Below are 18,251 nucleotides of genomic sequence, written 5' to 3'. Positions count from 1 at the left end.
CGACCTCCCGGTCACCGTCGGCATCAACGGCTCCATCACGGCCCACACCTCGTCAGAGATCTCCTGTCGCGTCACCGTTCAAGACTCACCCACCGAGGAGCGAAACCTCTTGATCAACACGGCCTAGCAGACCTGCGCCGACGGCGTCGAGCTGCTGCACGTGGCCGTGCGTGAACGAGCGCAGGAACGTGCCCAACGTCGACGGCGCCCGCACCCCGGTGAACACCCGTTCCATGCCCCCGTGCCGCAACACGTCGAGGTCATCGATACTGTCCGCGCCGGCGAGCATCCCGCCCACCACGCTGGCCGCCTTCACGGTCGCGTTCGCCGACGGCACGCTCAACCGTTCCTCCAGCAGGTCATACAGGCCAGCAGACTCAGCCAACCGCAACGCCGGCACCAGACCGGCAGCAGACACCAGGTTCGGGTCATCGAACACGGGACGGATCGTGTGAGAGGCTTTCACTTACGAGGTGACCCTTCGACGCGGTGGACGGCGACTTCAGCAATCACCATCCTCCCTGCTCAGAACGGTCACCTCGCCCCATGCCACGCCCACACCCGCCACGACACCGGTGGATCAGGGCTCAACCGGCGTCGAGGGCCGCCCTGATCGCCTTGTCGTCCCAGCCGCCGCGGCGTAGGTCTGAGATCTTCAGTACTCCGGAGGTCATGGCCGAGACTCATCCTGAAGTTTTGATGTGCCAGGCGTGCATGTCGGCTGGAGGGACGAATATTCAGGGTGAAAATTCCGCACACCCGTCACTCTCGGCGCTGGACCCTACGATTCACCGTTATCCACAGGACGACGTCTTATCGACCTCAGCGCAGGAACTGCCCCGGCACGTCGAAGTACCGAGAGTCGCGGGCGAAGGCGCGGAAGAAGCAGAAGATGTAGCCCATCCGCTCGTCGTAGCACTCCCACGTGGTGACGCGGCTTCCGATGACGTCTCCGTCGGGCGCGTGGTCGAAGCGCTCGGCCAGCTCGCAGAGATCGTCCCTCGTCAGGTGCGACAGGACGCTCGGGTACCTGAGCCCACCGAGGTAGCTCGGCAGCGGCACGTCGCGGCACACGTCTAGCGGCCCGTCGGGCGTGATGACCTCGACGAAGCGGGTGGTGATGCGGCCGAACAGTCCGCCGAGCGGCATGGCGTCGTCGATGAGGTCGTCGGCGATGTGCTGCTCGTGCGCCGCGACCTTCACATTACCCAGCAGCATGAGCTCCGCGAGGGCCTGATCGACCTCCTCGTCGGCGGGTGCATCCCCCGCGAGATCCCTCAGCTCGACGGCGGTCTGGTAGGCCACGAGGGCGTCGGCCAACTCGGGGGTCGTCTCGAACATCGCGTCCCCGAGCGCGACCTCAAGCGCAGTCCTGCTCGGCCCGCCGGCGCGCACCACCTCGTCGAGCCAGCGGACGAACCGGGGCGCGACGTCGGCGATGATCGTGCGGTTCCCCTCGGCCACGGCTCTTGATGTGCCCCAGTCGATCGGGAGGCCTTCGCCCCGGATCGCTCGGCCTGCGGTACCGCTCGCCCATGCTCCGAACGCGAGCCAGTTGACGTCCCGCCGCCCGACGACGTCGGCCACGGCAAGCGCGAGGTCGCGGTAGCAGGTGGTGATGGCCACGTTCCGAACCACGGGGTCGGTCATCGCGACGATGTCGCCGACCATCTGCTGCGTGGGGTGGGGCATAGGTCATCGTAACCAGCATCGTCGCGGCCACGGGCAACTGGCGTTCGACGATCAAGACGACGTGCCCCTCTAGGCTGGGTTGCACGGCTCGAACCCTCCGGCTCTCCCCCGACGACGACCTGGGCCAGCACGTCCTGCAGCTCATCCGGGGGGATCGCACGGTCTGCCGTCAATTCTTGGACGAGCGAACGGGCAACCTTGGCAAACGCTTCCCCAGCATCCTGCCCCAGAGCTTCAGGGCGGGGCAAGGGGCAATTGAAACGATTCTCCGCTGGTCGGCCCCCGGCAACGCAAAGGACCCCCGATCACCGATCGGGGGTCCATCTGTGCGCGAGAGAGGACTTGAACCTCCACACCCTAGAACGGGTACTAGCACCTCAAGCTAGCGCGTCTGCCAATTCCGCCACCCGCGCAAGGTGTCGGCCGGGTTTCCCCGACAGCCAGAGAACTATAGCGCGACGAGGTCGAACGCACCAAAACGAGTGCTGTCGCTCACCCGAACAGCGTGATCGCGCTCGTCACGAGCATGTAGGCGGACACGGCCACCAGCAGCCAGGCGAAGGCGCGCTTGAGCACCGCGGCGTCCAGACGGCCCGACAGGCGCGCGCCGAAGATCGAGCCGACCATCGTGGCCGCCGTGAAGGCGCCCACGAAGAGCCAGTCGAGGGACGCCCCCAGCGCCAGTTTGGTCGCCAGTGCCGACGCGCTGTTGAGGGAGATCACCAGCAGGGAGGTGGCGACGGCGACGGGCATGGGCAGGCCCAGCACCAGCACCAGGGCGGGCACGATGGCGAACCCGCCGCCCACCCCGAAGAAGCCGGTCAGCACGCCCACGCCGAGGCCGGTGAGGCCGGTCAGCACCACCGTGCGGGGGGTCAGCGAGGCCGGGCCCGCGGCGTCCGACCTCGGGCGGCCCTTGCGCAGCATCAGCGACGCCACGACGGCCAGCAGCACCGCGAACGCCGCCATCAGCCAGTCGGGGTCGAGCCCGCGGGCCAGGACCGACCCGAGGACCGCCCCAGCCATCCCGAAGAGGGCGAAGACGAGGCCCCGCACCCAGTCGACGCGGCCGGCACGCGCGTGCACCGCCACCGCCACCAGCGACGAGACCCCGACGATGACGAGGGACGCCGTGGTGCTCTCGGCGATGCCCATGCCGAACGCGTAGGTCAGCACGGGAATCGTGAGGATGGCCCCGCCGCCGCCGAGCGTGCCGAGGACGACGCCGATCAGCAGGCCGACGACGACCGCGCCGACGAGGTTCACGACACGACGGGCAGACCGGCGCCCTGCGCGTTGGAGAACTGGTCGTCCACGTGCACCACCGTACGCCCTGCGGCCGCCAGCATCGACGAGGCGATCGAGGCGCGGTAGCCGCCGGCGCAGTGCACCCACAGCTCGCCGGCGGGCCAGTCGGCCTCGCGCTTGAGCAGGTCGTGCAGCGGGATGTGGACGGCACCGTCGATGTGCGACTCCTCCCACTCTAGGCGTCGGCGGGTGTCGAGGATGACGACCTCGCGGTGGTGGCGGACGTCGCGCAGGTCGGCGAAGGTGGCGCGGGGATAGCTGGCGAGCTCGCCGTCGGTCCATTCCTGCGGCGTGCCGGTGGCGGCACCCTCGAGGCGGTCGATGCCGATGCGCACGAGCTCGCGCTGGGCCTCGGCCACCTCGTCGGCGGTGTTGCCCAGCAGGGTCAGCGGGGTGCCCCACGGGATCAGCCAGCCCAGGTAGGTCGCGAACTGGCCGTCGAGCCCGGCGTTGAAGGTGCCCGGCACGTGGCCGGCCGCGAACGCGACGCGGTTGCGCAGGTCGACGACCCACTCCCCCGCCTCGATGCGGCGGCGCAGGGTCGCGGCGTCGGCGGGTTCGGGGGACGACAGGTCGGGGGCGCCCGGCCCGGCGGAGTTCGCCGGCCCCATGTGGGCGTAGTAGGCCGGCCACACGTCGAGGCCCTCGAGCAGGTCGGCGACCCACTCCTCCTCGCCGCGGGTCAGCACCGGGTTCTCGACCTTCTCCAGGCCGATGGTCGATCGGTCGGCGGACGCCTGCGTCGCCGAGCAGAAGCTGCCGAACCCGTGGGTGGGGAGCACGCGCGCGGCGTCCGGGAGCTCCCCGGCGAGGCGGTGCGCCGAGGCGTACTGGTGGTGCGCCAGGTCGTGGGTGTGGTCGGGGCCGAGCAGGTCGGGACGCCCGGTGGTGCCGAACAGCAGCGAACCGCCGGTGAAGACGCCCACCGCCTCGTCGCCGTCGCTCAGCGCGTAGGACAGGTGGGTGAAGGTGTGGCCGGGCGTCGCGATCACGCGCACCCGCATGCGGTCGCCGACCGCGATCTCGTCGCCGTCGCGCACCGGCACCCGGTCGAAGGCCACCGGGTCGTCGGCGTTCACGTGGTAGGCGGCGCCGGTCGCCTGCGCGAGGGCGAGGCCGCCGGTGACGTAGTCGTTGTGGATATGGGTCTCGAACACGTGCGTGACCCGGACGCCGGCCGCCTCGGTCACCGCCAGCACGCGGTCGATGTCGCGCTGCGGGTCGACCACCAGCGCGACCTGCCCGTCGTGGACCACGTAGCTGCGGTCCCCCAGGCTCGGCGTGTCGATCGGGACGATCTCGATCATGGTCCAGCTCCTCTGCTGCGTCTCGGATACCCCTAGGGGTATTATTCTGCCGCACCCTGAACCCGGACACAAGGAAGGTGGACGATGGCTGAGCGCATCCCCCTGGAGGACTTCATCCCGCTGCACGCCGACGGCGCCGTCGTGGTCGACGTGCGTGAGGCGAACGAGTACGTCGAGGGCCACGTGCCCGGAGCGACCTTCGCGCCCATGAGCCGCATCGCGCTGCACCTGGCCGACATCCCGCGCGACCGCGACGTCTACGTCATCTGCCGCTCGGGCAACCGCAGCCAGGCGATGGCCGACCTGATGACGGCCCAGGGCATCCGGGCGATCTCGGTCGACGACGGGACGATGGGCTGGATCAACCGCGGGCTGCCGGTCACCACCGGACAGGAGCCCTGAGCCGCCACCCGACCCGGCGCCCTACAGGGCGCGCACCTGCTCGGGCGTGAGGTCGGCGAAGCCGAGGTCTGCGGGCAGGCGACGCCCCTGCGCGCGGAAGTCGGTGTCGAGCACGATGGACGCCAGCTGGATCACCGTGTCCACCGCCGGGGTGGGCACGCCGAACTGCCGCGCGAGCTCGGAGATGAACACCAGCCCGTAGGGCACGTCCTCGGTGAGGTAGCGGAAGTCGAGCGTCCTGGGCGCCTGGCTCTTGGCGAACCCGATGCCCTGGTTGTACCCCTTCAGCCACGTGGCCTCGGACAGGTAGCCCTGCCGCACGCCCAGCTCGGGGTCGGGCACGATGCGCACGCCGATCGCCTCCCCCAGCGCGATCCGCTCGTCGTCGATTGCCTGCATCAGGCGCGCCGTGGCCGGCGTGACGCCCTCGGTGTAGAACAGGAAGTCGCCGCCGGTGTTCTCGATGCGCGCCGCGTTCAGCAGCATGATCGCCGGGTGCAGCACGGGGTTGCCGTTCTGCAGCGTGGTCTGCAGCACGTTCGCCGCCGCCTCGGCCTGCGGCCACACCACCTGCAGCTTGCCGAGCAGCTCGTCGGTGCGCGTGCTCGGCAGGGCCGCGACGAACAGGCCGTCCAGCACCCGGGTCGTGACGCGCACGACTCCGGGCTCGACCAGGCGGCAGCCATAGGGCAGGGTGCCCGTCTCGCCGATGACGTAGGTGTCGTCGAGCAGGTCCAGCCCCAGGGCCTTCTTCAGCACGACGGCCCCGTTGCAGCCGCTGGGGAGCATGCAGTAGGCGGCGTCGGTCGACAGGTGCCCGCGCAACGACTCCCCCAGCGCCTCGTGCGCGTACGCGGGTCCGACGACCAGCACGAGATCGGCGCCGTCGACCGCCCGGGCGAGGTCGTGGCCGGCGTAGCGGACCGGCGCCGTGCCCTCGAACTTCACCCGCCCCTCGATGTGACCGGACGCCGCGATCGCGGCGATGTTCTCGCCGAACTCCTCGAAGTCCCACAGGGAGACCTCGTGCCCCGCCTGTGCCCACTCGAAGGCCGCCGCCGTACCACCGTTACCCGAACCCAGGATCGCCACGCGCATGCATCCACGCTAGCCGCACCGCGACGTCCGCGAGAATGAGCGCATGACGGTGACGACCCGCCCGGCCACCCCGGCCGACGCCGCGGCGATCCAGCGGCTCAACCGCGACGACCTCGGCTACGACCACCCCCTCGACGCGGTGGTGGCGGCGCTGGTCGACGCCCTCGCCAGCCCCCGCGACCTGGTCGTGGTCGCCGAGCTCGACGGCGACGTCGTCGGGTACGTGCACGCCGAGGAGCACCGCCTGCTGTACCTCGACCTGCTCGTCAACGTCATGGGCATCGCCGTGCTGGCCGACGCGCAGGGCCGCGGCGCCGGGCGCGCCCTGATGGAGCACGTCGAGGGGTGGGCGCGCGAGCGTGGGGCCAGCGGCCTCCGTCTGGTCTCGGGCGAGGCCCGCGCCGGCGCGCACGCCTTCTACGAGCGGCTGGGGTTCGTGACCACGAAGAAGCAGCTGAACTACCGCAAGCCGCTGTGACCCGCCCGGGTCAGGCGTCGAGGGCCGCCCGCAGCGCGTCCTCGAAGTCGGGGTAGGCCGCGGCGACGTCCTCGAGGTCGGCCTGCGGGGGCAGCTCGTCGAGCCGCTGGCGCTGCAGCAGGAACGCGACGGTCGCCCGCACCACGTCTGCGGCAGTGGACGAGCCCACGCCGAGGGCGTCCAGCGCGGCCGGGTCGGCCAGGAAGCGCGTCTCGACGGCGTCGCCGTCCACTTCGCCGCGGACCAGGTAGTAGTGGTCGCGGAACTCCTCGACCTCGAAACCGACGGACATGCCTCCCCTTCCCGGGCTGGTGTTGGGCAGGCTACCCGGCCTGCCGGCGCAGGCGCTCCAGCAGCACCGGCCCTTGGCTGTGCTCGACGTCCCGGGCCCCGACCAGCAGGGTCACCACGGGTTCGTCCGCGAGGTCGTGGGCGAGCGCCCGGGCCGCACCCGAGGCGTCCAGCTCGGCGCGGTAGCGCCCCGCGAACTCGTCGAAGCGCGCCGGGTCGTGCCCATACCACTGCCTCAGCTCGGTGCTGGGCGCGACGTCGACGGCGTGACGGTCGATGCGGGCGTCCGCCTTGGCCAGGCCCCGCGGCCACAACCGGTCGACCAGCACCCGGACGCCGTCGGCATCGGCCGGCGCGTCGTAGGCACGCCCCAACCCCCACCGCGTCCCGGCCATGGCCACCTCCCCCTCCAACCCCTTCAGGGTAACCCGTCCCCCTTGTTTTTTACAGATGCATCTGTATCTAATGGGGGATCCGAGCAGGGCCCCGTCTCCCCTTGCCAGCGGGCGCGGGACCCGAGGAGGCGCAACCCATGTCCACCGTCGAGACCCCGCACGTCTCCCCCCGCAGCCTGACCCTGCCGGCCGCCCACCGAGGGGTGCGGTTCGGCACCCGGCTGATCTCGTTCCTGGCCACCACGGACCACAAGGTGCTCGGCACCCTCTACTTCGTCACCACGATGGCGTTCTTCATCTTCGGGGGCATCCTCGCCCTCCTCGTGCGGGCCGAGCTCGCCTTCCCGGGCCTGCAGTACCTGCACTACGAGCGGTACAACCAGGTCTTCACCATGCACGGCACGATCATGCTGCTGATGTTCGCCACCCCCCTGTTCGCGGGCTTCGCGAACTGGCTGCTGCCCCTCCAGCTGGGGGCGCCCGACATGGCCTTCCCCCGCCTCAACGCCTTCGCCTACTGGCTCTACCTCGGCGGCTCGCTGATGGCCTGTGCCGGGTTCCTCACCCCCGACGGCGCGGCGTCCTTCGGGTGGTTCGCCTACGTGCCGCTGTCTGACGCCGTCCACTCCCCCGGCGTCGGCGGCAACCTCTGGGTGCTCGGCCTCTACGTCATGGGGCTGGGGACGATCCTCGGCGCGGTGAACTTCGTCACCACGATCATCTGCCTGCGTGCCCCGGGCCAGACGATGTTCCGGATGCCGATGTTCACCTGGAACATCCTCATCACCTCGTTGATGGTGCTCATCACGTTCCCCGTGCTGGCCGCCGGCCTGCTGGTCCTGGCATCGGACCGCATCCTCGGCACGCACGTGCTCGACGCCGCCACCGGCGGGGCCATCCTGTGGCAGCACCTGTTCTGGTTCTTCGGCCACCCCGAGGTCTACATCATCGCGTTGCCCTTCTTCGGGATCGTGACCGAGGTCATTCCCGTGTTCAGCCGCAAGCCCGTGTTCGGATACGCCGGGCTCGTCGGCGCGACGCTCGCCATCGGGCTGCTCTCCATGGGGGTCTGGGCCCACCACATGTTCGCCACCGGCGCGGTCAACCTGCCGTTCTTCTCCTTCATGACCATGCTGATCGCGATCCCCACGGGGGTGAAGTTCTTCAACTGGATCGGCACCATGTGGAACGGCTCCGTCCGCCTGGACACACCGATGCTGTGGGCGGTCGGGTTCATGACGACGTTCCTCTTCGGCGGCATGACTGGCGTGATCCTGGCGAACCCGTCGCTGGACTGGCACGTCACCGACACGTACTTCGTCGTCGCCCACTTCCACTACGTGGTGTTCGGTACCGTCGTGTTCGCGATGTTCTCGGGCTACTACTTCTGGTGGCCCAAGTTCACCGGGCGCATGCTCGACGAGCGGTGGGGCAAGGTGCACTTCTGGCTGCTGTTCATCGGCTTCCACACCACCTTCCTCGTGCAGCACTGGCTGGGCGTCGAGGGCATGCAGCGCCGCATCGCCGACTACCTGCCCGAGGAGGGCTTCACGCTGCTGAACCAGATCTCGACCGTGGGCGCCTTCCTGCTGGGGGTCTCGATGCTGCCGTTCGGTTGGAACGTGTACATCACCCTGACCCGCGGCGAGCTCGTCACGGTCGACGACCCGTGGGGCTGGGGCCGCTCCCTGGAGTGGGCCACGTCGTGCCCGCCGCCGCGGCACAACTTCACAAGCCTGCCGCGCATCCGCTCCGAGTCGCCGGCCTTCGACCTGCACCACCCCGAGATCACCTCGGGCGATTGACACCGGGTCGGACCTCGGCGTCCGGGGTGTGGAACGCTGGAGGCATGCGCGCGTTGCCCGTCCTGGACCAGCCCCACGACACCTGCGTGCGTCGGGTGCCGATCTTTGCGCGGCTGTCACCCGACCAGCAGGACGCCGTGGGCTCGTTCGCCCGGCCGGTCGCCCTCGCCGCCGGGGAGCTGCTGCACCGGGCGGGCGAGCCGGTCGGCCAGCTGTTCGTCGTGCACACCGGGTCGGTGAAGCTAGTGCACACCGCGCCGAGCGGGCGCACCCAGATCGTCCGGGTGGCCGGGCCGGGCGAGGCCGTCGACGAGCACGCCTTCCTGACCGGGCAGCGCCCCAACCACCACGTCGAGGCCGTCGAGGACAGCCGCCTGTGCGTGTTCGACCACGCCGTGCTGGCCAAGCTGCTGGCCACCTACCCCGGCATCAGCGTGGGCATGATGCGGACGCTGTCGGAGCGACTCGCGGACGCCGAACGCCGCCTCGCCCTGTCCGCCCTCGACGTCCCCGCCCGCGTGGCCGGCTACCTGCTCGGACTGCCGGCCGAGGGCTCGGACGGGACGTACCGGGTGCGCCTACCGCTGGCCAAGAAGGACATCGCGTCGTGGCTGGCCACCACACCCGAGTCGTTCAGCCGCGCCCTCGCCCGGCTCGAGCGGGACGGGATCGTGGCGGTCGAGCGCGACGTGGTCACCCTGCGCGACCCCGACGCGCTGGACGCCCTCGCCAACCGCTGACCCTCCGCCAACGCGCGCACGGACGCGGCGCCCCACGATTCGCGGGAATACCGCTCGTCGAGAGGGCCGCCGCCCCGACAATGGGCGCATGCTGGTCGTCGACGCGAAGGTCTTCACGGGGCAGGGCGCGTCGTTCGCGTCCGCCTTCCGCGTCGAGGACGGCGTCTTCACGTGGGTCGGCGACCGGAGCGACGCCCCGGCGCCCGCACCCGGCGAGGAGGTGGTCGACCTGGGCGGGGCCACGGTCCTGCCCGGCCTCTTGGACGTCCACACCCACCCCGCGCTCCTGGCCTCGCTCATGGACGCGGTCCCCCTCCTCCCGTCCGCGGTCTCCTCGATCGCCGAGCTGGTCGAGGCCCTGCGCGCCCACCCCGAACCCGCGGACCCCGAGGACTGGGTCGAGGGCCACGGTTACGACGACGCGCGCTTCCCCGAGGGCCGCGGCCCCGACCGCCACGACCTCGACCGGGTCAGCACGACCCGTCCGGTCCTGGCACGGCGGTGCGACGCCCACACCGCCGTGGTGAACACCGCCGCGCTCCACCACGCCGGGATCACGCGCTGGTCGGCATCGCGGACCTCGCCGCGACGTTCACCACCCGCCCGCTGGAGTCGTTCCGTGCCGCCCGGGAGCGCACTTGGCTGCCGAGGCTGGGGCTCTACCCGGTCTGGGAGGACATCAAGGACGCCGGTTGGGTGCTCACCGACGACGACCGTGCCGGGGAGGTGTTCGTCGCGGGGGTCAAGGTGCTCCTGGACGGCGCCTACTCGAACGCCACGGCCTGGACCCACGACCCGTACCCCGGGACCTGCGACCACGGCATCCGCACGACGTCGCCCGAGGACCTGAGGGCGGCCGGCGCGTGGGCCCGGGCCAACGGCGTCCAACTGGCCGTGCACGCGATGGGTGATGCCGCGATCGACGCCGTGCTGGACGAGTTCGCCGACCAGGAGGGCTGGCTGGGGGACCTCCCCTCGGTCCGGATCGAACACGCAACCCTGTTCACCCCCGCGATGGTCGAGCGCGTGCGCGCCGCCCGCCTGCCGGTCGCGGTTCGCTGCTGTACGGGAGGTAGGGTCGAGCGGTGCCCGACCTGATCAGCATCCACGGCTGGCCCATGCTGCTCGCCCTGGCGGCGTCCGCGGTCGTGATCGGGTTCTCCAAGACCTCCTTCGGTGGCATCGCCGCCATCTCGGTCGCGGTCTTCGCCCTCGCCATGCCCGCGAAGGAGTCGACGGCGACCGTCCTTCTGCTGCTCATCGTCGGCGACATGATCGCGATCACCCGCTACCGGAAGGTCTCGTGGCGGTTGCTGTGGAAGCTCGTGCCCGGCGTCGTCCCCGGCCTGTTGCTCGGGGCGCTGTTCATGAACGTCGTCGACGACGTCGTGATGCGCCGCACCATCGGCGCGCTCCTGCTGGCGATGGTGGCGCTCCAACTCTGGCAGCGCCTGCGCCGTCGCGCCGAAGAACCCGAGAACACCGACCCCCACTGGGTCCGCGCCGGGGTGACCGGCACGGCCGCGGGGTTCACGACGATGACCGCCAACGCGGCCGGCCCGGTGATGGCCCTGTACTTCCTGGCCGCCCGCATCGACAAGGCCCGCTTCATCGGCACGAACGCGTGGTTCTTCGCCCTGGTCAACCTGTCCAAGGTGCCGCTCGCGGCGTCCCTGGGCCTGTTCACCGTCGAAGGCCTCGTGCTGGACCTCGCCCTGGTCCCCGCCGTGCTGCTCGGGGCGTGGCTGGGGACGTGGGTGATCGGCAGGGTGTCGCAACGCCAGTTCGAGGTCGTCACCATGGCCGCCTCCGCCATCTCAGCCGCCTCCCTCCTCCTGCGCTGACAGCGGGCGGTCCTGGACCACGCCCAGCCGCCAGCCCCCGTCGGGCGACGAGGCCACCAGACCCCGTGCGCGGAGCTCCTCGAGGGCGGCGAGGGTCGCCGGGAGCGACAGTCCGGAATCCAGCGCCACCTCGCCCGTGTCACGGCTCCCCCGGCTGGGGAGGGCCTCGTAGACGGCCGCCTGCTCCTCGTCCAGCAGGTCGAGCAGGCGCGGCTGGCTCTCGCGGAGGACGAACGCCTCCCCCATCGGGGCGATGATCTCGCGGACGTCGGCGAGCCCGGTCACGAGCGTGGCCTGCCCCTCGCGGATCAGCCAGTGCGGGGTGTACGACGTCGAGCTGCTCACCGGCCCGGGCACGGCCATGACCGGCCGGAAGCAGGTGGTGGCCCAGTTGGCGGTGTTGCGCGCACCGCTGCGGGCAGTGGCCTCGACCACGACCAGCCCCCGGCCGAGCGCGGCGATGATGCGGTTGCGGGTCAGGAAGCGCCGGCGGGAGGGCGGCGTCCCCGGTGGGGACTCGGCGATGACCAGGCCGTGCTCGGCCACGCCCTCGAGCAGCGACGTGTTGGCACTCGGGTAGAAGCGGTCCAGCCCGCCCGCCATCACCGCGAGCGTCGGCCCGTCGGCGGCGAGCGCACCCCGGTGGGCTGCCGCGTCGATGCCGAACGCCCCGCCCGACACGACCGTGGTACCGCCCTCGGCCAGCCCCGCCGCGAGTTCGGTCGCCACCCGCTCGCCGTACGCCGTCGAGGCGCGACACCCGACCACCGCGACGGCGTCGGCGGCCAGCTCAGCCAACGATGCGCTGCCCTTCACCCACAGCCCCAAGGGTGCACCACCCCACTGCTGCACCGGCTCGCTGGCGTCGAGGTCGGCCAGGGCGGACGGCCACTCGGGATCGGACGGCACCACGAAGCGCAGCCCGTGCCGTCGGGCCAGCGACTCCACCGAGGCCAGGTCCACCAGCGCCGCCCGGCGGGACCATGCGTCGTCAGTCGTGGAGGCCCGCACCGACGCCCACACCGCCTCGGCACCCTCGGCGCGCAACCGCTCGCGGATGCGCAGGTCCCCCGCCTCCACCACGCAGGCCAGCGCCATCCGCGCTGCCCGCTCAGTCCGGTCAGCCACACCGCACCTCCGCCACGTCCTCACCGCGACGCATCGCCAGCGCCGCCCGGATGTCCTGGGTGCGCGGCACCGCGGAACCGGCCAGGTCGGCCAGGGTCCACGCGATCCGCACCACCTTGTCGACGCCCCGCGCACTCAGCAGGCCGCGGGTCACGGCCGTGTCGACGAGGTCGATCCCCTGCGGGCTCGGCAGCTCGTGGCGCAGCACCGGCCCCGGCACCTCGGCGTTCGTCAGGTAGCCCAGCCCCGCCAGCCGGTGCAGCTGGCGGGCACGGGCCTCGGCGACCCGGGCGGCCACGGCCGCGCTCGGTTCGGACGCGCGGCGCATGGCCTTGCGCAGGTAGGACTGGTTCATCGGCCGCAGGGTCTGTTGCATGTCGATCCGGTCCAGGATCGGCCCGGACAACCGGTCGCGGTAGCGCCGCACAGCGTTCGGCGGGCAGGTGCACGTCCGCCCCGCCAGGCCGTGGTACCCGCACGGGCAGGGGTTGGCGGCCACGACCAGCTGGAACCGGGCCGGGTACCGCGTGGCCGCACGCGACCGGGCCAGTTCGACGTAGCCCTTCTCCAGCGGGATGCGCAGCGCCTCGAGCACGGTCGGGCTGAACTCGGGCACCTCGTCCAGGAAGAGGACGCCGCGATGGGCCAGCGAGATCGCCCCCGGCCGCGCGATCGACGAACCCCCGCCGACGAGCGCCGCGACCGAGGCCGAGTGGTGCGGGGCCGAGTACGGCGGACGCCGGGGCAACACCCCGTCGACGTACAGCCCCGACAGCGACCGGATGGCCGCGACCTCGAGCGCCTCGCCCGACGAGAGGTCGGGCAGGATCCCGGGCAACCGCTCGGCCAGCAGGGTCTTGCCCACCCCGGGCGGCCCGGACAGGGACAGGTGGTGGGCGCCCGCGGCGGCGATCTCGACGGCCCAGCGGGCCTCGTCCTGACCCGCGACGTCGGCCAGGTCGGGTTCGCGCCGGACCGTCCCGATGGGGACCACGTCGGGCAGCCGTTCAGGGACCTGCTCGCCGCGCAGCACGGCCGCCAGTTCCCGCACCGTGCCGACGCCGTGCACGGTGATGCCCTCCACCAGGCGGGCCTCCCGGACCTGCTCCATGGGTACGACCACGTGGCCGATGCCCGCGCGCGCCGCCTCCAGCACCGCCGGCAGGACGCCGCGGGTGCTGCGGACGCTGCCGTCGAGGCCCACCTCGCCCATGAGCACCGCGTCGTCGAGGCGCCCCTGCGCCACGCTGCCGTGGGCGGCGAGGATCCCCCCGACGATGCCGAGGTCGAAGTGGGTGCCCGACTTGGGCAGCGACGCCGGGGACAGGTTGATCGTGACGAGGTGCTGGGGCCACTCGAAGCCGCTGCTGCTGATGGCCGCCCGGCACCGCGAGCGCGCCTCGCTCAGGGCGGCGTCGGGAAGCCCGACGATCACGGTGCGGGGCAGGCCGCCCCCGACGGAGACCTCCACGTCGACCAGGCTCGCCTGCAACCCCACCAGCCCCACCGAGCGGGCCTTCCCGAGCCTCACGGCTCGATCCCCCGCACGTGCTGCACCGACGCGGTGCCGTCGGGGTGCCAGAGCACGCCGAGGGCGTCCACGCGCAGCGACGGGACCGGCACCTCCTGGCTGCGAGCCCACGCGGCCGCCAGCCGCCACAGCCGCACGGCCTTGTCGTGGGTGATCGCCTCCAGCGGGGACCCCCAGCCGCGCCCGCGTCGGGCCTTCACCTCGCACACCACGACGACGCCCTCGGGGTCGCGGCACACGAGGTCGAGCTCGCCGGCGGCCGTGCGCCAGTTGCGCTCGAGCACCTCCCAGCCCCGCCGCGTCAGGTAATTGGCCGCGAGGTCCTCCCCGCGCTCACCGGTCTCTCGTCGTGGATCCATGCCCCTGAGGTATTGGGCAGGTGCGGCCGGATCCGTGCACCCGGTTCCCGGCGCTGTGGACAACCGGCGGCAGGGGACGGAAACCGCCTGTGGACGACGCCGTCAGGCCCCGAGGATGCGCCCCAGGTGCGGGCTGGCGAGCACCCGGCCCGGGTCGAGCCGGTCCCGCATGGCCAGGAAGTCGTCGAAGCGGGGGTGCACGGCGCGCAGGGCCGCGGCGTCCAGGCTGTGCTGCTTGCCCCAGCGGGGCCGCCCGCCGTGCTCGGCCACGATCCGCTCGAAGACCGCGAACGAGTCCCCGACATCGGAGCCCGCGTACTGGTGCACGGCCACGTAGGCCGTCTCGCGGCCGTACGCCCCCGAGAGCCACACATCGTCGGCGGCCACGAACCGCACCTCGACGGGGAACTGGATGGGCGCCCTCGTCCGGCCGTACCACGCCCGCAGTTCGCGCAGGACGTCCCCCACCGACCCCAGCGGGACCGCGTACTCCGACTCGACGAACCGCACCCGGCGCGGGCTGCAGAACACCCGGTGGGAGCGGTCGGCGTAGGTGCGCGAGCCCATCGCCGCGGCGCTCACCCGATTGAGGGTGGGGACCAGCCGCGGCGCGACCGAGCCCAGTTCGTTGACCAGCGCGAACACGCCGTTGGTGAGCACCTCGTCGTCGAGGACCGCCCGCCACCCGGGCAGCGGGGGCGCGGTCTCCGCGCCCTCCCGGTGGTTGCGGCGGGTCGAGGCGACCGTGGTGTGCGGGAACCAGAAGAACTCCGCGTGGTCGGCGCTCGCCGCGAACGCCCGCGGGTCGGCCAGCACGTCCTCCAGCGGCATCGGACCCTCCACCGCGCGCAGCCGGAAGGCGGGCACGGTCTGCAGCTCGAGCGCGGTCACGATCCCGAGCGCGCCGAGGTTGATGCGGGCGGCCTCGAAGGTACCGTCGCCGGGGACGCAGCGCAGCACCTCCCCGGACGCCGTGGCGATCTCGACGCCGACCACCGCGGCCGCGATGCCGTACAGGCCCAGGCCGGTGCCGTGGGTGCCCGTGGCGATGGCCCCGGCGATTGTCTGCGCGTCGATGTCGCCCAGGTTGGGCAGGGCCACGCCGAGGGCGTCCAGCGCCCGGTTGAGGTCACGCAGCCGCGTCCCGGCGCCCACCCACACCTCCCGGAGGGGGCATGGTGGCTGCGCACGCCGGCGAGCCCGGCCAGGCTGACCGCGATGTCGGTGGGCTGGCCGATCGCGCTGAACGAGTGCCCCGAGCCGAGCGGGCGCACCGTGCGTCCCGCCGCACCCGCACGGACCAGCACCTCGGCGGCCGCCGCCGCGTCGACCGGGACGGCCACCTGCGTCGGTGTGGACGTCACCGTCCCGGACCAGTTGCGTCACCACCCCGCGCGCGGGGCGCCGCACCACCGGCCGTGACCGAGCCGTCGCCGCCGAAGGTCTCCAGCGACCCGGTGCCGCCGCCGTTGACGAAGGCCAGCTCGGCGACCGACCGCAGCGCGGCGACAACCGCCGCGCGCCGGTCGGGCAGCTCGGACAGGGTGCGTCGCTTCAGCCAGCGGACCGCGGCCGAGGCGTCCGGCAGGCCGGCCACCTGGGCGTCGTAGAACATCGCGCCGACGACGGTGAATCCCGCCGCCTGCGCCGCGCGGACCACGGTCACCGCGTCGGACGCCGTGCGCACCGGCGAGCGGCGCACGCCGAGGTGCGCGGGCCCGATCCGCACCGAGCAGTCGACGTCGATCGCGACCCGCAGGGGCGTACCGGCCGGCAGCGCGGCGGCGAGGAACTCCACGTGCTCGACCGAGTCGACGGCCAGGGAAACCGCGGCCAGGGCGGCCTCGTCGGCGGCGAGGCGTGCCAGCGCGTCGCGGTCGACGGTCGGGTAGGCGACGAACACGTCGGCGAGGCCGTGCCCGACCAGCCACAGGGCCTCGGGCAGCGCGTAGGCCATCACGCCGGAGAAGCCCGGCAGGGCGAGGACGCGGGTGAGGGCGTCCCGGCAGCGGAGCGACTTGGAGTCGACCCGGATGGGGAGTCCGCCGGCGCGGCGCGCCAAGTCGGCGGCATTGGCGTCGAACGCGGCCACGTCGAGCGCCGCCAGCGGGGCGCCGAGGGCGGCGGTGGCGTCGGCGAGTCGCGTCATCGCGCGACCCTAGCCCCCGTCAGAGGTTGTCGGGAACCTGCAGCTCGGAGTGCGCGATCTCCTCGATCGAGACGTCGCGGAAGGTCAGCACCTTGGCGGACTTCACGAAGCGGGCCGGGCGGTACATGTCCCACACCCAGGCATCGCCCATGGAGACCTCGTAGTAGACGTCGCCGCCCTCGGTGCGCACCTTGAGGTCGACCGCGTTGCACAGGTAGAACCGGCGCTCGGTCTCGACGGCGTAGGTGAAGATGCCGACGACGTCCTTGTACTCGCGGTACAGCTGGAGTTCCAGCTCGGACTCGTACTGCTCAAGGTCCTCGGTGCTCATGTTCGCCCCAGCCTAACCGTTCGGGCCACGTTGTCCCACTTCATCCGGTGGATCGCGCACGGGCCGAGTTCGTCGAGTTCGGCCTGGTGCTCACGCGTGCAGTAGCCCTTGTGCACGTCGAAGGCGTAGCCGGGGTGGTCGGCCGCGTAGGCGGTCATGATGCGGTCGCGCGTCACCTTGGCGATGATGGACGCCGCGGAGACGCTCGCCGCGACCGCGTCGCCCTTCCACATCGCCAGGGTGGGGACGCCGAACCCGTCGACCGGGAAGCCGTCGGTGAGCACGAAGTCGGGACGCGCCTCGAGCCGGGCCACGGCGCGCCGGAGCGCCTCGAGGTTGGCCACGTGCATGCCGAGCGTGTCGCACTCGGCGGGTTCGATCCGCACCGCGGCCCAGGCCAGCGCCTTGGCGGTGATGAGGTCGTAGAGCCGCTCGCGAGCCTTGGCGGTCAGCTTCTTGGAGTCGTTCAGCCCCTCCAGCGGGCGGGGCGGCAGGACCACGGCGGCGGCGACCAGCGGGCCCGCGCAGGCCCCGCGCCCGGCCTCGTCGGCTCCGGCGACGGCCGTGAACCCGGCCCGGGCGAGGGCGCGTTCGTAGCCGTAGAGCCCGGCGTCGCGGCGGATGACGAACGCCATGTCAGCAGTTGGTGCCGTCGCCGCCCACGGTCACGACGGGATGCTCGGGGGCCGGCCCCGGCGCGGCGGCGATGCCGGCGTACGCGGCGGGGGTGGCGTAGGTGCGCCACCGGTCGAACGGGAACAGGGTGAACGCGGCCGCGCCGATCACCGACTCGACGCTGGGGAACCCGCCGGCGTACTCCTCGCCCCGGATCGTCGTGTCGAGGTGGCAGCGGGAGTCGGCCGAGGCGCTGCGGTGGTCACCGAGCACGAAGATGCGGCCCGCGGGCACCACGACGTCGAAGGGGAAGCTGGAGGGCTGGTCGGGGGTGCCGTCGGGGGCCCGGTACAGGTACTCGGACTCGTCCAGCGGGGCGCCGTTGACCGTGATCCGGTCGTCGGCGTCGCAGCAGACGACGTGGTCGCCCTCGACCCCGACGACCCGCTTGACGAGGTGGTTGGCCGACGGGTCGGGCATCAGGCCGATGAAGACCAGCACGTCCTGCCAGGGCTCCTGGGAGAACATGTCGGGGTTGCCGAGCCACTCCAGGTCGTCGCGGAAGACGACGACGTCGCCGCGCTGGAAGGGTTGAACCTTCTGCACGGCGACGCGGTCACCCACCTCGAGCGTCGACTCCATGGAGCGCGAGGGGATGGAGAACACCTGGAGGAGGAGCAGCCGCAGCAGCGTGGACGCGATCAGCGCCCCGACCACCACGATGGTGACCTCTTTCAGGAAGCCGCCGAGGCCTCCGCCCCGCTCTTCCCGCTCCACC

At 72.1% G+C, this 18,251-nt stretch carries 20 protein-coding genes, 1 tRNA gene and 2 pseudogenes; 7 read left to right on the top strand and 16 right to left on the bottom strand.

What is annotated here, in order from left to right:
- Window positions 1-124: 124 nt before the first annotated feature.
- The 5 genes and pseudogenes from H5397_RS06835 to H5397_RS06815 form a co-directional block, all read right to left on the bottom strand.
- Window positions 125-466 (bottom strand): annotated as a pseudogene (locus H5397_RS06835) (IS1380 family transposase); the annotation flags it as partial.
- A gap of 356 nt (window positions 467-822) precedes the next feature.
- Window positions 823-1,692 carry a hypothetical protein gene (locus tag H5397_RS06830; RefSeq protein ID WP_182815922.1) on the bottom strand — a complete coding sequence of 290 codons (870 nt, stop codon included), beginning with the start codon at window positions 1,690-1,692 and terminating at the stop codon, window positions 823-825.
- A gap of 327 nt (window positions 1,693-2,019) precedes the next feature.
- Window positions 2,020-2,105 (bottom strand) — tRNA-Leu (locus H5397_RS06825).
- 79 nt (window positions 2,106-2,184) lie between these two features.
- The gene (locus H5397_RS06820; protein WP_182815920.1) at window positions 2,185-2,958 is read right to left on the bottom strand and encodes a sulfite exporter TauE/SafE family protein; all 774 of its coding nucleotides are present in this window, start codon (window positions 2,956-2,958) and stop codon (window positions 2,185-2,187) included.
- The gene (locus H5397_RS06815) at window positions 2,955-4,307 is read right to left on the bottom strand and encodes a rhodanese-like domain-containing protein (RefSeq protein WP_182815918.1); all 1,353 of its coding nucleotides are present in this window, start codon (window positions 4,305-4,307) and stop codon (window positions 2,955-2,957) included. The genes H5397_RS06820 and H5397_RS06815 overlap by 4 nt, the downstream gene beginning before the upstream one ends.
- Window positions 4,308-4,391: 84 nt before the next feature.
- Between H5397_RS06815 and H5397_RS06810 the strand changes: the two genes are divergently transcribed.
- Window positions 4,392-4,709 (top strand): rhodanese-like domain-containing protein, encoded by a 318-nt coding sequence (locus H5397_RS06810; RefSeq protein ID WP_182815916.1) that lies wholly within the window; start codon window positions 4,392-4,394, stop codon window positions 4,707-4,709.
- A gap of 21 nt (window positions 4,710-4,730) precedes the next feature.
- On the opposite strand, the gene H5397_RS06805 is transcribed toward H5397_RS06810, so the two are convergent.
- A complete protein-coding gene (locus H5397_RS06805; protein WP_182815914.1) occupies window positions 4,731-5,807 on the bottom strand; it encodes an NAD/NADP-dependent octopine/nopaline dehydrogenase family protein in 1,077 nt (358 codons plus the stop codon).
- A gap of 43 nt (window positions 5,808-5,850) precedes the next feature.
- Between H5397_RS06805 and H5397_RS06800 the strand changes: the two genes are divergently transcribed.
- On the top strand, window positions 5,851-6,285 hold the full coding sequence (locus tag H5397_RS06800; protein WP_182815913.1) for a GNAT family N-acetyltransferase: 435 nt from the start codon (window positions 5,851-5,853) through the stop codon (window positions 6,283-6,285).
- Window positions 6,286-6,295: 10 nt separating this feature from the next.
- On the opposite strand, the gene H5397_RS06795 is transcribed toward H5397_RS06800, so the two are convergent.
- The gene (locus H5397_RS06795; protein WP_182815911.1) at window positions 6,296-6,577 is read right to left on the bottom strand and encodes a hypothetical protein; all 282 of its coding nucleotides are present in this window, start codon (window positions 6,575-6,577) and stop codon (window positions 6,296-6,298) included.
- A gap of 31 nt (window positions 6,578-6,608) precedes the next feature.
- The gene (locus H5397_RS06790) at window positions 6,609-6,971 is read right to left on the bottom strand and encodes a DUF488 domain-containing protein (protein WP_182815969.1); all 363 of its coding nucleotides are present in this window, start codon (window positions 6,969-6,971) and stop codon (window positions 6,609-6,611) included.
- A 176-nt stretch (window positions 6,972-7,147) separates the two neighbouring features.
- Here H5397_RS06790 and ctaD point away from each other — a divergent pair, with 176 nt between their 5' ends.
- From ctaD to H5397_RS06765, 5 genes and pseudogenes are all read left to right on the top strand, one after another.
- The gene (ctaD, locus tag H5397_RS06785) at window positions 7,148-8,776 is read left to right on the top strand and encodes a cytochrome c oxidase subunit I (protein WP_375539419.1); all 1,629 of its coding nucleotides are present in this window, start codon (window positions 7,148-7,150) and stop codon (window positions 8,774-8,776) included.
- Window positions 8,777-8,820: 44 nt separating this feature from the next.
- Entirely contained in the window at window positions 8,821-9,516 is a 696-nt protein-coding gene (locus H5397_RS06780) for a Crp/Fnr family transcriptional regulator (RefSeq protein WP_182815907.1), read from the top strand.
- 88 nt (window positions 9,517-9,604) lie between these two features.
- A pseudogene (locus H5397_RS19080) lies at window positions 9,605-10,027 on the top strand (amidohydrolase family protein); the annotation flags it as partial.
- A complete protein-coding gene (locus H5397_RS06770) occupies window positions 10,018-10,614 on the top strand; it encodes an amidohydrolase family protein (protein WP_309224303.1) in 597 nt (198 codons plus the stop codon). The pseudogene H5397_RS19080 and the gene H5397_RS06770, both read left to right, overlap by 10 nt.
- Complete coding sequence (locus H5397_RS06765; protein WP_243760771.1) at window positions 10,602-11,360, top strand: sulfite exporter TauE/SafE family protein; 759 nt, start codon at window positions 10,602-10,604, stop codon at window positions 11,358-11,360. Before H5397_RS06770 ends, H5397_RS06765 begins: the two co-directional genes overlap by 13 nt.
- Here H5397_RS06765 and dprA read toward each other — a convergent pair.
- The 8 genes from dprA to lepB all read right to left on the bottom strand — a co-directional run bounded on the left by dprA (window position 11,334) and on the right by lepB (window position 18,250).
- On the bottom strand, window positions 11,334-12,488 hold the full coding sequence (gene dprA / locus H5397_RS06760; RefSeq protein ID WP_182815901.1) for a DNA-processing protein DprA: 1,155 nt from the start codon (window positions 12,486-12,488) through the stop codon (window positions 11,334-11,336). The two genes, H5397_RS06765 and dprA, sit on opposite strands and share 27 nt — an antisense overlap.
- On the bottom strand, window positions 12,481-13,980 hold the full coding sequence (locus tag H5397_RS06755) for a YifB family Mg chelatase-like AAA ATPase (protein ID WP_255438695.1): 1,500 nt from the start codon (window positions 13,978-13,980) through the stop codon (window positions 12,481-12,483). The genes dprA and H5397_RS06755 overlap by 8 nt, the downstream gene beginning before the upstream one ends.
- Window positions 13,981-14,015: 35 nt before the next feature.
- Complete coding sequence (locus tag H5397_RS06750) at window positions 14,016-14,378, bottom strand: YraN family protein (RefSeq protein WP_182815897.1); 363 nt, start codon at window positions 14,376-14,378, stop codon at window positions 14,016-14,018.
- A 102-nt stretch (window positions 14,379-14,480) separates the two neighbouring features.
- Window positions 14,481-15,533, bottom strand: a complete 1,053-nt coding sequence (locus tag H5397_RS06745) for a D-arabinono-1,4-lactone oxidase (protein WP_220492065.1) — start codon at window positions 15,531-15,533, stop codon at window positions 14,481-14,483.
- Window positions 15,534-15,738: 205 nt separating this feature from the next.
- Complete coding sequence (locus H5397_RS06740; RefSeq protein ID WP_182815895.1) at window positions 15,739-16,527, bottom strand: hypothetical protein; 789 nt, start codon at window positions 16,525-16,527, stop codon at window positions 15,739-15,741.
- Between the two features lie 19 nt (window positions 16,528-16,546).
- Window positions 16,547-16,858: a DUF2469 domain-containing protein gene (locus H5397_RS06735; RefSeq protein ID WP_182815893.1), complete on the bottom strand. Its 312-nt coding sequence runs from the start codon at window positions 16,856-16,858 to the stop codon at window positions 16,547-16,549.
- Complete coding sequence (locus H5397_RS06730; protein ID WP_182815890.1) at window positions 16,855-17,493, bottom strand: ribonuclease HII; 639 nt, start codon at window positions 17,491-17,493, stop codon at window positions 16,855-16,857. The genes H5397_RS06735 and H5397_RS06730 overlap by 4 nt, the downstream gene beginning before the upstream one ends.
- 1 nt (window position 17,494) lies before the next feature.
- Window positions 17,495-18,250: a signal peptidase I gene (lepB, locus tag H5397_RS06725; protein WP_182815888.1), complete on the bottom strand. Its 756-nt coding sequence runs from the start codon at window positions 18,248-18,250 to the stop codon at window positions 17,495-17,497.
- Window position 18,251 lies beyond the last annotated feature (1 nt).

Source organism: Propioniciclava sp. MC1683 (genome assembly GCF_014164675.1).
GTDB lineage: Bacteria > Actinomycetota > Actinomycetes > Propionibacteriales > Propionibacteriaceae > Propioniciclava.
This window is presented reverse-complemented; position numbering and strand designations above follow the sequence as displayed.

Excerpts from the sequence above, each read along its gene's own strand:
- H5397_RS06735 (WP_182815893.1), bottom strand. The coding sequence starts at position 16,858 with ATGAGCACCGAGGACCTTGAGCAGTACGAGTCCGAGCTGGAACTCCAG.
- H5397_RS06730 (WP_182815890.1), bottom strand. The coding sequence starts at position 17,493 with ATGGCGTTCGTCATCCGCCGCGACGCCGGGCTCTACGGCTACGAACGC.
- H5397_RS06790 (WP_182815969.1), bottom strand. The coding sequence starts at position 6,971 with ATGGCCGGGACGCGGTGGGGGTTGGGGCGTGCCTACGACGCGCCGGCC.
- H5397_RS06740 (WP_182815895.1), bottom strand. The coding sequence starts at position 16,527 with ATGACGCGACTCGCCGACGCCACCGCCGCCCTCGGCGCCCCGCTGGCG.
- H5397_RS06815 (WP_182815918.1), bottom strand. The coding sequence starts at position 4,307 with ATGATCGAGATCGTCCCGATCGACACGCCGAGCCTGGGGGACCGCAGC.
- H5397_RS06810 (WP_182815916.1), top strand. The coding sequence starts at position 4,392 with ATGGCTGAGCGCATCCCCCTGGAGGACTTCATCCCGCTGCACGCCGAC.
- H5397_RS06805 (WP_182815914.1), bottom strand. The coding sequence starts at position 5,807 with ATGCGCGTGGCGATCCTGGGTTCGGGTAACGGTGGTACGGCGGCGGCC.
- H5397_RS06800 (WP_182815913.1), top strand. The coding sequence starts at position 5,851 with ATGACGGTGACGACCCGCCCGGCCACCCCGGCCGACGCCGCGGCGATC.
- H5397_RS06795 (WP_182815911.1), bottom strand. The coding sequence starts at position 6,577 with ATGTCCGTCGGTTTCGAGGTCGAGGAGTTCCGCGACCACTACTACCTG.
- H5397_RS06830 (WP_182815922.1), bottom strand. The coding sequence starts at position 1,692 with ATGCCCCACCCCACGCAGCAGATGGTCGGCGACATCGTCGCGATGACC.
- H5397_RS06780 (WP_182815907.1), top strand. The coding sequence starts at position 8,821 with ATGCGCGCGTTGCCCGTCCTGGACCAGCCCCACGACACCTGCGTGCGT.
- H5397_RS06750 (WP_182815897.1), bottom strand. The coding sequence starts at position 14,378 with ATGGATCCACGACGAGAGACCGGTGAGCGCGGGGAGGACCTCGCGGCC.